General features: G+C 57.4%; 11 protein-coding genes and 1 pseudogene. 4 read left to right on the top strand and 8 right to left on the bottom strand.

Going from position 1 to position 12,746, the window contains the following annotated elements; translation table 11 throughout:
* Positions 1-66: 66 nt before the first annotated feature.
* On the top strand, positions 67-870 hold the full coding sequence (gene suhB, locus ACMWKK_RS16560; protein WP_024908639.1) for an inositol-1-monophosphatase: 804 nt from the start codon (positions 67-69) through the stop codon (positions 868-870).
* Between the two features lie 59 nt (positions 871-929).
* On the opposite strand, the gene ACMWKK_RS16555 is transcribed toward suhB, so the two are convergent.
* Together ACMWKK_RS16555 and ACMWKK_RS16550 are read right to left on the bottom strand one after the other, a co-directional pair.
* A complete protein-coding gene (locus ACMWKK_RS16555; protein WP_112779913.1) occupies positions 930-1,910 on the bottom strand; it encodes a nickel/cobalt transporter in 981 nt (326 codons plus the stop codon).
* Positions 1,901-2,539 (bottom strand): annotated as a pseudogene (locus ACMWKK_RS16550) (DUF1007 family protein). The gene ACMWKK_RS16555 and the pseudogene ACMWKK_RS16550 overlap by 10 nt, the downstream one beginning before the upstream one ends.
* Before the next feature lie 125 nt (positions 2,540-2,664).
* On the opposite strand from ACMWKK_RS16550, the gene csiE reads away from it, so the two are divergent.
* Positions 2,665-3,942, top strand: a complete 1,278-nt coding sequence (gene csiE / locus ACMWKK_RS16545; RefSeq protein WP_112779914.1) for a stationary phase inducible protein CsiE — start codon at positions 2,665-2,667, stop codon at positions 3,940-3,942.
* Here the strand turns inward: csiE and ACMWKK_RS16540 are convergent.
* A complete protein-coding gene (locus ACMWKK_RS16540; protein WP_112779915.1) occupies positions 3,937-5,082 on the bottom strand; it encodes a 3-phenylpropionate MFS transporter in 1,146 nt (381 codons plus the stop codon). The genes csiE and ACMWKK_RS16540 overlap by 6 nt on opposite strands.
* A gap of 173 nt (positions 5,083-5,255) precedes the next feature.
* On the opposite strand from ACMWKK_RS16540, the gene ACMWKK_RS16535 reads away from it, so the two are divergent.
* Positions 5,256-5,678, top strand: a complete 423-nt coding sequence (locus ACMWKK_RS16535; protein WP_045326074.1) for a DoxX family protein — start codon at positions 5,256-5,258, stop codon at positions 5,676-5,678.
* Between the two features lie 53 nt (positions 5,679-5,731).
* On the opposite strand, the gene glyA is transcribed toward ACMWKK_RS16535, so the two are convergent.
* Positions 5,732-6,985, bottom strand: coding sequence for a serine hydroxymethyltransferase (gene glyA, locus ACMWKK_RS16530; protein ID WP_006811549.1), 1,254 nt, complete (start codon positions 6,983-6,985; stop codon positions 5,732-5,734).
* Positions 6,986-7,289: 304 nt separating this feature from the next.
* Here glyA and hmpA point away from each other — a divergent pair, with 304 nt between their 5' ends.
* A complete protein-coding gene (hmpA, locus tag ACMWKK_RS16525) occupies positions 7,290-8,480 on the top strand; it encodes an NO-inducible flavohemoprotein (RefSeq protein WP_112779916.1) in 1,191 nt (396 codons plus the stop codon).
* A gap of 81 nt (positions 8,481-8,561) precedes the next feature.
* Here the strand turns inward: hmpA and glnB are convergent, their stop codons facing one another.
* From glnB to qseE, 4 genes are all read right to left on the bottom strand, one after another.
* Positions 8,562-8,900: a nitrogen regulatory protein P-II gene (glnB, locus tag ACMWKK_RS16520; RefSeq protein WP_003860685.1), complete on the bottom strand. Its 339-nt coding sequence runs from the start codon at positions 8,898-8,900 to the stop codon at positions 8,562-8,564.
* A gap of 65 nt (positions 8,901-8,965) precedes the next feature.
* Positions 8,966-10,303, bottom strand: a complete 1,338-nt coding sequence (gene glrR, locus ACMWKK_RS16515) for a two-component system response regulator GlrR (protein WP_112779917.1) — start codon at positions 10,301-10,303, stop codon at positions 8,966-8,968.
* Positions 10,290-11,027, bottom strand: a complete 738-nt coding sequence (qseG, locus tag ACMWKK_RS16510) for a two-component system QseEF-associated lipoprotein QseG (protein ID WP_045326082.1) — start codon at positions 11,025-11,027, stop codon at positions 10,290-10,292. The genes glrR and qseG overlap by 14 nt, the downstream gene beginning before the upstream one ends.
* A gap of 1 nt (position 11,028) precedes the next feature.
* Positions 11,029-12,456 (bottom strand): two component system sensor histidine kinase QseE/GlrK, encoded by a 1,428-nt coding sequence (gene qseE, locus ACMWKK_RS16505; protein WP_112779918.1) that lies wholly within the window; start codon positions 12,454-12,456, stop codon positions 11,029-11,031.
* Between the last annotated feature and the right edge of the window lie 290 nt (positions 12,457-12,746).

Raw genomic sequence — 12,746 nt, 5'->3', positions numbered from 1 at the left:
AATCCGATCCCGCTGCTATACTCTGCGCCGATTTTCCTGTTCTTTAACATCCAGTGAGAGAGACCGATGCATCCGATGCTGACCATCGCCGTGCGCGCAGCGCGCAAGGCGGGTAATGTAATTGCCAAACACTACGAAACGCCAGACTCCGTAGAAACCAGCCAGAAAGGCAGCAATGATTTCGTGACCAACGTCGATAAAGCCGCAGAAGCGATTATTATCGAAACAATCCGCAAATCTTACCCGCAGCACACCATCATCACCGAAGAAAGCGGTGAACATGAAGGTACCGATCAGGATGTTCAATGGGTTATCGATCCACTGGATGGCACCACCAACTTCGTCAAACGTCTGCCACACTTCTCCGTGTCTATCGCAGTACGCATTAAAGGCCGTACTGAAGTCGCCGTTGTGTACGATCCAATGCGTAACGAACTGTTCACCGCAACCCGCGGTCAGGGCGCACAGCTGAACGGCTACCGTCTGCGCTGCAGCAACGCACGCGATCTGGACGGCACCATCCTGGCGACCGGTTTCCCATTCAAGGCGAAACAGCACGCGACCACCTATATGAATATCCTGGGCAAACTGTTCACCGAATGCGCGGACTTCCGCCGCACCGGTTCTGCTGCGCTGGATCTGGCCTACGTGGCAACTGGCCGCGTTGACGGTTACTTCGAACTGTCGCTGAAGCCATGGGATTTTGCGGCGGGCGAGCTGATCGCGCGTGAAGCAGGCGCCATCGTGTGTGATTTCACCGGCGGCCATAACTATCTGTCTACCGGCAACATCGTTGCGGGTAACCCACGCGTTGTTAAAGCCATGCTGGCAAACATGCGTGATGAGCTGAGCGATGCGCTGAAGCGTTAAGCCAGCCTGTTAAGCCCGGTGGCGCTACGCTTACCGGGCCTACAAAATCCCTCTGTACGCTAGAAAGGCCGTAATCCCCTTCCCACCGGTACCGCACTCATCCACATAGTCACCGCAGCCACCAGCAGAATCACCCCGCCCGCCAGCGCGAGCGTGGTCCAGCCGACCTGTCGCCACAGCACCGGCGTTTTATTGCCGCTGAGTTTGACCGCCAGCTGACGGAAGCTGTGCACCAGCAGCGCTAAAGACGAAATGGTGAGAGACGTTCCTGCCGCCATGGCCATCGCCGACAGCATTCCCCAGCCAAACACGCCGATCACCTTACTGAACAGCAGCACCATGATGGCTCCCGAACACGGGCGCATGCCCATCGAAAGCACAATCATCAGCCGCGCGCGCCAGTCGTCGCCGTTCTGTAGTTGTTCCTGCGTGGGCAAATGCTGATGTCCGCAGCCGCAGTGTTCATCATGAACGTGGTGCGGCGTAAAGGTTTTGAATGTCGGTTTTTGCAGCAGCGCGCGCAGTTTTTTCAGCGCCCGCCAGCACAGTATCAGCCCCAGCACGCCCACCAGCGCATAGCTCCCTTTCTCCAGCCAGAAGCTGCTCAGGTGCAGCTGTCGGGCGGGAAGCTGCAGCAGTGAGAGCACCACGACCACCAGCGCAATCGCCACGCCGCCCTGCAGCAGAGAGGAGGCCAGCGTCAGGCCGATGCTCGATTTCAGCTTTGACGGATGGGTGGCGAGCCAGGTCGTAATGACGATCTTGCCGTGCCCCGGCCCCAGCGCGTGCAGCACGCCGTAGATAAAGCTGAACGCCAGCAGGGAGCCGCCCGCTTTGGTCGGGTTCTCCGCCACCGCCTTCAGCAGGCCGCTCATCTGCTGGTTGACCTCACGCTGCCAGATAATGCTTTTCATCATCACCTGCGGCCACGCCTGCCAGAGCCAGAGCGAACCGCAAACGGCGAGCAGGAGAAAGAGCGCCAGCGGCCAGAGGTGTAGCCAGCGGCGCGGCTTGCGGGCCGGAGTGGAGATCACTGACATTGTAGCGTTACCTCCTGCGCGAACTGTTTACCCAGCTCCATGTCTTCGGGCGGGGCATCTTCCTTGTCGAGCGAGACCGCAAAGTTCAGCGTCTCTTCGCTGGGTTTCGGGGTATGCACGCCAATTTTGCAGCTTTTTTGCAGCGCGTCCGGCAGCCGTACGTCGCTGTCTTTGTCGTAGCGCATGTCGACATAGTAGGTGGGATCAAAGGTGGAAAAGCGGTACGTTTGCCCGGCCAGCGGCTGAGGCTGCGCCAGAGGAAGCACGAACGTCAGCACCGCCTAATGCCCGTCGCGCGTCATCCCGTATTCCGTTGGCCGGTTCAGAAATTTGACCTTTTGCCCGTTGTGCCAGAACTCGGTGAAGTAGTGCTGGCCGAGCACGTTGGCCATCACTTCCGCCGCCAGCTTTTTCCAGATTTCGTCGCCCGGCTTTGCATTTCCCGCATCATAGAGCAGATCCGCCGAGGTGATTTCATCCATCGTCCAGCGCATTTTCAGACCGCTCAGCTGCGTGCCGTCGGTGACCAGCTCGGTTTTAAGATCAATAAAGCTGTGAGGATGTGCGCTGGCAGTTAAGCTGATAATCGCCAAAAATAACGCCATCGCGCATTGTTTACCTGTTTGCATCAATTCCTCACGTCAAAAATTCTGTGATGTTCCCCAGCAATCCTGAATGAAAGGCCTGCCGGCGCGCTTTTCAGCGCTCATCCTTTAGCTATTCTTATCAAACATTCTCACTGGATACCCGACAGATGATGACGACGCTTGAAATTCCATCTGTGCTTTCCAGTTCGCAGCGCCGCTGCCAGGTGCTTTTGATGCTTTACCTGCCCGATGCTGCCGTCACCGCACAGAGCATAATTGCTGCCAACGGGGTTGACGACGCGCTGGCACGGCAAGATATAGCCGAGACGCGCGATGAAATCCAGCGCTATCATCGGCTGGATATCGTCACGCACCACGACGGCAGCTACCGGATTGAAGGTACAGCCCTGAATCAGCGTTTATGCCTGCTGCACTGGCTGCGTCGGGCGCTGCGGCTTTGCCCGCAGTTCGTCTCGCACCAGTTTACCCCCGCATTAAAAACCGCACTTAAACAGCACGGCATCGCGCGGCCGCTTTATGACGATGCAAACCTGCGGGCGCTGATCGGCTTCTGCTCCCGCAAGCTCCAGCGCCAGTTTGAATGCCGCGACGTCCAGTTCTTACAGCTCTATCTGCAATACTGTCTTATTCAGCACCAGCTCGGGAATACGCCGCAGTTCTCCCACGTTCAGCGCAGCTGGACCCAGTCGAGAGGAGAGTATTTTACGGCCCAGGAGATTGTGCGCCACTGGAGACGGCGCGTCCCGCAGGGTGCCCACGGAGATGAACAGCTGTTTCTTGCCCTGCTGTTTATGATGCTCCGCACGCCCGATCCGGCGCTTGATAAACACCAGCAGGATCGGCGCTTGCGCCGCGCCATCGTGCGCATGGTGGCCCGTTTTCGTTCGCAAACCGGAATGAACTTCAGCGACGAGCAGGGGCTGACCGATCAGCTCTATATTCATCTTGCTCAGGCGCTGGACCGCTCGCTGTTTGAGATCGGCATCGACAATAGCCTGCCGGAGGAGATCCACCGCCTCTATCCCCGTCTGTTACGCACCACGAAGGAAGCGCTGTTTGAGCTGGAAGCGGAATTTGGGCTGCGTTTTTCCGATGAAGAAATGGCGCTGGTGGCGGTCATTTTTGGCGCCTGGCTGATGCAGGAGACCGATCTTCATGAAAAACAGGTGGTGTTGTTAACCGGAGAGGATAAAGCCTGTGAAGAGGTGATTGAGCAGCAGCTGCGCGAATTAACCCTTCTGCCGCTCAACATTCGCTACCTGACGCTGCAGGCTTTCCAGAAAGAGGGGGCACCGCGCGAGGCCGCGCTGGTTATCACCCCCTACCCTACCGCCCTGCCGCTGTTCTCGCCGCCGTTGATCCATGCCGTTGAGACATTGAACGCGCAGCAGCAAGAACATATTCGCGCCATGCTGGAATCATAGCGACGCGCGCGCGGCCACTTTTGGACGAATAACGATGGCGGGTAAGGCAACCAGCGCCATGACCCAGAAGACGCCATGCCCCAGATGCTGGTAGAGGAACCCCGCGAAGACCGTCATGATCGCGATACTGCCTCCCATCGCCACCGCCGAATAAACAGCCTGCAGACGAATGACGTCTCCGCCCTCGCGCGCGGCGATATAGCGCATCGCCGCCAGATGGCAGACGGTAAAGGTGCCACAGTGAAGAATTTGCGCCACTATCAGCCACGGCAGATCCGTCGTCCAGCCCATAATCCCCCAGCGCGCCACGCCGCAAATCGCGGAAAGCAGCAGCAGATCGCGCGCGCCAAAGCGGCGGAACAGCTTTTTGCTTAGGGCGAAAATAATGACTTCGGCCACCACGCCCAGCGACCACAGATAGCCCACGGCGGAAGCAGAATATCCCGCCCCCTGCCAGTAGATGGCGCTGAAGCCATAGTACGCCGCGTGCGCCCCCTGAAGCAGACAGACACACGCCAGAAAACGCCAGCTCTGTGCGACCAGACTCCGCCAGGCGGGCCAGCCTGCGCTCTCCTGGTGGCGGCTTTGCCCTTGCGGCATCACCGACGGACGCAGCAGCATGCCCAGCAGCATCGAAGCAATACCGATACTCAGCAGGGCAAGAATGGCGCGGTAATCGTAAAGGCTAACCAGTTTGCCCACCAGCGCGGAGCCGATGACAAAGGCAATTGAGCCCCACAGGCGCACGCGACCGTAGTCCATGGTGATCTGCTTTTGCCAGGTGTTCGCCAGGGCATCCGTCAGAGGCACCAGCGGTGAGAAGAACAGGTTAAAGCCGACCATCACCACCATCAGCCAGGCAAACTGGTGGCTGATCCAGAAGCAGGCGACAAAGACCAGCGTCAGCAGCGCGAGAATACGCACGGCCTTGATCAGTAAGGAGGGATCGCTGACGCGCGGGGCAATCAGCAGGCTGCCGAGGAAACGCGCCACCAGCCCTGCGCCCAGCAGCACGCCGATGGTTTCCGGAGTAAGGCCGATACCCTTAAGCCAGACGCTCCAGAAGGGCAGAAAAATACCGTAGCTAAAGAAATAGGTGAAATAGCTGAGCGCCAGCCAGCGCGTGGAATGCAAGACCATGAATCCCTCCCGAAATCGAGGCCATAGTCTGGCGAGAATATAAAAATTAAGCAAGTCGATAGCCTGCTATAAATTAACGAAAATTTAACACCCCGTGCAGTCGCCTGGCTTATGGCAGGGAATGGAAATATGTATTACGTTTAAATTACTCCACTTGCAGAGGTTTTTCTGCCATGAACTCACTACGTTATCTCGATTTCGGCCAGTCACGTCACCTGCTGCTGCTCATTGGCCGCATCGCGCTTGTCGTGCTGTTTATTATCTTTGGCTATCCTAAACTGACGGGGTTTAGCGGCACCGTTCAATACATGACCTCGCTGGGAACGCCGATGCCCATGCTGGCGGCCATTATTGCGGTGGTGATGGAGGTGCCCGCCGCCATCCTGATCGTGCTGGGCTTCTTCACCCGCCCCATCGCGGTGCTGTTTGTGTTCTACACGCTGGGTACGGCGGTGATTGGGCATCACTACTGGAATATGACCGGTGACGCGGTCGTACCGAATATGATTAACTTCTACAAGAATATCAGCATTGCCGGCGCGTTTATTTTGCTGGCAATAGTTGGCCCCGGGGCGATTTCCCTCGACCGACGTTAAGCCATAAAAAAAGGCCGCAAGCGCGGCCTTTTTATTTCTGCAAAGCAGAAGGATTATGCGTATACCGGGAAGCGTGCGCAGATATCCAGAACTTTACCTTTGACGCGCTCGATAACCGCTTCGTCATTGATGTTGTCCAGAACGTCACACATCCAGCCAGCCAGCTCTTTCACTTCCGCTTCTTTGAAGCCGCGGCGAGTCACGGCTGGAGAACCGATACGGATACCGGAGGTCACGAACGGGCTCTTCGGATCGTTTGGCACGCTGTTTTTGTTCACGGTGATGTTGGCGCGGCCCAGGGCAGCGTCAGCTTCTTTACCGGTCAGGTTCTTATCAACCAGATCCAGCAGGAACAGGTGGTTTTCAGTCCCGCCGGATACCACTTTGTAGCCGCGGTTCAGGAACACTTCCACCATCGCTTTGGCGTTCTTAGCCACCTGCTGCTGGTAAACCTTGAACTCTGGCTCCATCGCTTCTTTCAGCGCCACCGCTTTTGCCGCGATAACGTGCATCAGCGGGCCACCCTGCGCGCTTGGGAACACGGCAGAGTTCAGTTTTTTGTACAGCTCTTCGTCACCGCCTTTCGCCAGGATCAGGCCACCGCGTGGACCCGCCAGGGTTTTGTGGGTGGTGGTGGTCACAACGTGCGCGTGTGGAACCGGGTTCGGGTAAACGCCTGCGGCAATCAGGCCCGCCACGTGCGCCATGTCAACGAACAGGTAAGCACCGATGCTGTCTGCGATTTCACGCATTTTTGCCCAGTCAACGATACCGGAGTAAGCAGAGAAGCCACCGATGATCATCTTCGGTTTATGCTCTTTCGCCTGCTTCGCCATGTCGTCGTAGTCAATTTTGCCGGACTCATCAATACCGTAAGGGATGATGTTGTACAGTTTGCCGGAGAAGTTAACCGGGGAGCCGTGAGTCAGGTGGCCGCCCTGCGCCAGGTTCATACCCAGCACGGTGTCGCCCGGCTGCAGCAGCGCGGTGTAGACCGCAAAGTTAGCCTGTGAGCCAGAGTGCGGCTGGACGTTTGCGTAGTCAGCGCCAAAGAGTTCTTTCGCACGGTCGATCGCCAGCTGTTCAACGATATCCACGTACTCGCAACCGCCGTAGTAGCGCTTGCCCGGGTAGCCTTCAGCGTATTTGTTGGTCAGCTGAGAACCCTGCGCCTGCATCACGCGCGGGCTGGTGTAGTTTTCGGAGGCGATCAGTTCGATGTGCTCTTCCTGACGTACTTTTTCCTGCTCCATAGCCTGCCACAGTTCGGCATCATAATCGGCAATGTTCATTTCACGCTTTAACATCCGCATCTCCTGACTCAGCTAACAAGTAAATTTTGGCCTGAAAAGGCAGTCCTGTTGGACGACGGGCAACAGTATAACTGAATAGTTCTGTGATAACAGGTCTTGACAAACGATTTTACGCAAACGTTTCCCTACCCGCCACGCAAGGGTTTGAGGAATAAAGCACTCGCTTATTTCAACGGATTTCTTTTCAGGTTTGTGATGCATATTTTTCATCTCGCAAAGAACCCTTTACACCGCAGGGCTATTTTTTATAAGATGCATTTAAAATACATCATTAAAATCACATCGGAAGGACGCTGCCATGCTCGACGCTCAAACCATCGCTACCGTTAAGGCCACCATTCCCCTGCTGGTAGAGACGGGCCCTAAACTCACCGCCTATTTCTACGATCGCATGTTCACGCACAACCCGGAGCTCAAAGAGATTTTCAACATGAGCAACCAGCGTAACGGCGATCAGCGTGAAGCGTTGTTTAACGCCATCGCCGCCTACGCCAGCAATATTGAAAACCTGGCCGCCCTGCTGCCCGCGGTGGAAAAAATCGCGCAGAAACACACCAGCTTCCAGATCCAGCCCGAGCAGTACAACATTGTCGGCGGCCACCTGCTGGCAACGCTGGACGAGATGTTCAGCCCGGGCCAGGAAGTGCTGGACGCGTGGGGTAAAGCCTACGGCGTGCTGGCAAACGTATTTATTAACCGTGAAGCGCAAATCTACCGCGAAAACGCCAGCAAGAACGGCGGCTGGGAAGGGACGCGCGCCTTCCGCATCGTTGAGAAAACCCCGCGCAGCGCGTTAATCACCAGCTTCGAATTTGAACCGGTGGACGGTCAACCGGTGGCCGATTACCAGCCTGGCCAGTATCTGGGCGTGTGGCTGAAGCCTGAAGGCTTCCCGCATCAGGAGATCCGCCAGTATTCCCTCACCCGCAGACCAAACGGCAAAGGCTACCGCATTGCGGTGAAGCGTGAGGACGGCGGTCAGGTATCCAGCTGGCTGCATAACGAAGCCAACGTGGGCGACGTGGTCCATCTGGCCGCGCCGGCGGGCGATTTCTTTATGGCCGTTGAAGCGACGACCCCGGTTACGCTGATCTCTGCGGGCGTCGGCCAAACGCCAATGCTGGCGATGCTCGATACGCTGGCAACATCTGGCCACGGCGCGCAGGTTAACTGGTTCCACGCTGCGGAAAACGGCGAGGTGCACGCCTTTGCGGATGAGGTGAACACGCTCGGGGCGTCCCTGCCGCGCTTCACCGCGCACACGTGGTATCGCCTGCCGACGGAGGCGGATCGCGCATCTGCCCGCTTTGACAGCGAAGGTTTGATGAATTTAAGCCAGCATGAAGGGGCGTTTAGCGCACCGGAGATGCAGTTCTACGTCTGTGGGCCGGTGGCGTTTATGCAGTATGCCGCGAAGCAGCTGGTAGCGCTGGGGGTGAATAAAGACAACATTCATTACGAATGTTTCGGGCCGCATAAGGTGCTGTAATGCAAAAAGCCCCTCGTTCGAGGGGCTTTTTTCGCCGGGTGGCGGCTACGCCTTACCCGGCCTACAAAACCGTTGGCAATGTTAAATCGCGGCGTCGTCTTCTTCGCCGGTGCGGATACGGATCACGCGCGCCACGTCAAAGACGAAGATTTTACCGTCGCCGATTTTACCCGTCTGCGCGGTGCGGATAATGGTATCCACGCAGGTATCGACGATATCGTCGCTGACCACGATTTCAATTTTTACTTTCGGCAGAAAGTCGACCATGTACTCTGCGCCACGGTAAAGCTCGGTGTGGCCCTTCTGACGACCAAAACCTTTCACTTCCGTCACGGTCATCCCGGTGATGCCGACTTCCGCCAGCGCTTCACGCACATCATCCAGTTTGAAAGGTTTAATAATCGCATCAATCTTTTTCATGGTGGGTCCTTAAACGCTTGCCTGTAAGCTGCCTCGTAATCGATTGCTCACAGTACCATACGGCATTACTCTTTAAAATCGTTTGCTTCCAGCTCGTGGCGCGAGAGGAGCTTGTAAAATTCGGTGCGGTTGCGTCCGGCCATTCGCGCCGCGTGGGTCACGTTGCCTTTGGTGATCTGCAGCAGCTTGCGCAGATAGTTGAGCTCGAACTGGTTACGCGCCTCCGCAAACGTCGGCAGGGCCGTGTTTTCCCCTTCCAGCGCCTGCTCAACCAGCGCGTCGCTGATCACCGGTGAGGAGGTCAGCGCCACGCACTGCTCAATCACGTTGACCAGCTGACGCACGTTACCCGGCCAGCCTGCGGCCATCAGCCGCTTCATCGCATCGGTAGAGAAGGCGCGCACGAACGGTTTATGACGATCGGCCGCCTGGCGCAAAAGATGGTTCGCCAGCAGCGGAATGTCTTCCGCACGCTCCGCCAGCGCCGGGATCTTCAGGTTGACCACGTTCAGACGGTAGTAGAGATCTTCACGGAACTCGTTGCGGGCCATCACTTTTGGCAGATCGCGGTGGGTCGCCGAAATAATACGCACGTTAATATCAATGTCGCGGTTGCTGCCCAGCGGGCGCACTTTGCGCTCCTGCAATACGCGCAGCAGTTTGACCTGCAGCGGCGCGGGCATGTCGCCAATTTCGTCCAGGAACAGCGTGCCGCCTTCTGCGGCCTGGAATAGCCCTTCACGGCTGCTCACCGCGCCGGTGAAAGCGCCGCGGGCGTGACCAAACAGTTCAGATTCGAGCAGCTGTTCCGGTAGCGCGCCGCAGTTAATGGCGATAAAGGCATTTTTACTGCGCGGGCTGGCGTTATGGATCGCCTGGGCCAGGATCTCTTTCCCGGTACCGCTCTGGCCGTTGATCAGCACGCTGACGTCGGACTGCGCCACCATCCGGGCCTGCTCAAGCAGACGCAGCATGATGGGGCTGCGGGTGACGATGGTCTCCCGCCACGCTTCATCTCCCGCCGGGGCGGCATGTTCCAGCGCGCTGTCGATTGCCTTATACAGCGCGTCTTTGTCCACCGGCTTGGTCAGGAAGCTGAATACTCCCTGCTGCGTCGCGGCAACCGCGTCCGGGATGGATCCGTGCGCCGTCAGGATAATCACCGGCATACCCGGCTGCTGCTTCTGGATCTCCGCGAACAGCTGCAGGCCGTCCATTTCATCCATCCGCAGGTCGCTTATCACCAGATCGATTTTCTCGCGGCTGAGAATTTTCAGCCCCTCAAGCCCGCTTTCCGCGGTCATGACGCTGTAGCCTTCACTCACCAGACGCATCCCCAGCAGCTTTAACAGCCCGGGATCGTCATCCACCAGTAAGAGATGGGCTGGTTTACGGCTCGTCATGCTTCACATCCTCTTGTTTCGGCGTATCGCTGTCCGGCGCGGCGGATGAGCTCCCCGGCTGATATTTACGCGATGAGAGCTGCCTTTCGATATCGGTCAGATTCTCCAGCTTGCGCGTCGTGGTGTCCAGCTGCGTTCGCAGGTGCTGCTGCTGTTGGCGCAGCGTATCCAGCTCGCTGTCGGTTGACTGCTGTAGCCTGCTGTAGCGGGAGCGCTCTTCAGACAGCTGAAGCTGTAATGTCTGCCCTTCCCGCCAGAGCTGGTAGACAGGGCGTACCTGTACGGGAAGCGTGACCACCAGCGTGTCCAGGCGGGTCACGTTGGCCCGGCGTTCAACGGGGGTGATTTTCGCATCAGCCAGTAAAATTCCACGCTTGAACGCGTCCTGCCAGGTATCGTCATCCAGCATCGCCGCCTTCGAGCGCGCGTCGACCGGCGCCAGACGCTGGGCGCAGTCTATGCCACGCAGCCAGAACAGCGGGTTACTTTCGACGTCATGGCCCGACAGGTTCCAGATGTCGTCGCAGCGGGTCGAAAGGAAATCGGCCACCTGGTTGTCGGGCCATTTATCTTCTTGTTTGTCGCTAATGGCGCTTTGTGGCGCATGGGAAACGCATCCTGCCAGAAATAAACAGGGCAGGCTCAGGCGAAGCGCGTTGCGGGAAAACACCGCGCGTACGGCGCGGAAAAAGACGTGTGACATACTCACCAGACATAGATTCATTTTATTGGTTTTTCCGGCTCAGGGGCAGTTCAATACGGAAGCAAACATCCGAACGTTCGTCCGTGGCAATGTTTAGCTCACCCTGCATGCGTCGTATGCAGTCCCGGGCGATGCTTAAGCCCAGACCACTGCCTTTCACCGCACCTTTCCGCTGATGACTCCCCTGGAAAAAGGGCTCGAAAATCATGGTTTGTTCGTCATCAGGGATCGGGGTGCCGGTGTTAGCGACGTCGATAAACACCCGGGAACCTTTCGTATAGCTTCGGATATAAATGTTACCGGATTCAGTACCATAGTGCACCGCATTGGAATAAAGATTATCCAGCACGCTCATTAACAGCATGGGTTCAGCGAGACAGGTCGGCGCATTGAGCTCTACACCGGTATGCATCATTTTAGCTCTTGCCGGCAAGCTATGGGCGGAGATCACCATATCCACCAGCGGTTCAATCTCAACGTTTTCCAGTACGACCGCCCCGTCAGCCAGCTTGCGGTTGTAGTCCAGCAGTTGCTCAATCAGCTTCTGCAGATTGCGGCTGCTGTTATCCAGGATCTCGACAATCTCTTTCTGTTCTGGCGTCAGGGGCCCTGCCACTTCGTCCGCCAGCAGCTCTGTCCCTTCACGCATGCTCGCCAGGGGCGTTTTAAGCTCGTGAGAGATATGGCGCAGGAACTGATGGCGCTGAGACTCGAGCCACGCCAGGCGCTCGGACAGCCAGATGATGCGCTGACCGACGGATCGCAGCTCGCGGGGGCCTTTAAAGGCGACCGTATCCCCCAGCGATTTGCCCTCCCCCAGGCGGTTGATCATCCGCTGAATGCCCTTCACCGGGCCGATGATCATGCGGGTAAAGAGCAGGACCAGCCCAAGGCTTACCAGGAACAGCACCAGCGCCTGCCAGCCGAAGAACTGGCCGCGCTCGGCAATTTCCTGCTGGAGCTGCTGGCCGCGGGAGAAAATGACCGTGCGCGTTGACTGCACCATCTCGGTGTTGGCGCTGGCAAACGCTTCAAGACGCGCGGCGGCGGCGGCATCCGGCCCGCTGTTACTGCACTGGAGCTGCGCGAGATCGTTCAGATCCTGACGTAACGCCTGATAGAGCTTGTCGTCAGGCAAAACCCCCGCGTGGGCGTCCAGCATTTCGCTGTAGCGTTTACGCTGGCTTTGATACACCTTTTCCAGCGTCCGATCGTCAAGCACGCAGTACTGACGATAGCTACGCTCCATCTCCAGCGCGGCGTTGGTCATCGCTTCACTGCGCCGGGCGTCGATGAGCGTCGTGCGGTTGGTCAACGCCGCCTGCGCGCTGAGCGCATTCAGGCTTTGCCACGCCTGCCAGGCAAGGATCAGCAGCGGCAGCAGGATCAGCAGGAAAGCCATCATGACGAGCTGCCGCAGGGAGCGGGGGAAAACGGGCCAGCGTTTCAACGCATTACTCTCTTTACGGGGGTTTACGCAGAGCGTAACTGAGTCTGCCCTTCAGATACAACAAAGCCGGGTAAAAACCCGGCTTTGTCATGGAATGAGGCGGTGCCTAACTCGACGTTTCGCCCTGGCCTGATAAAGCATCGCTATGATCAGTAGTTGGACGGCAGGCACCTTTTTGTGCGTCATTCGAAGTTTATGTAGCGCGTCCCGAAGGGGCTGACATAAGAAGGTGAATGAGCCACTGTTTAATATTATGCAACACTCGTGCCAGAATGCAAAACAAAATATTA

The sequence above is a fragment of the Enterobacter sp. 01-M-03-SI-ECC genome, assembly GCF_047530215.1.
Taxonomy (GTDB): Bacteria; Pseudomonadota; Gammaproteobacteria; order Enterobacterales; family Enterobacteriaceae; genus Enterobacter; species Enterobacter chengduensis.
The sequence above is the reverse complement of the archived record's forward strand: the minus strand, read 5'-3'. Positions and strand labels throughout refer to the sequence as shown.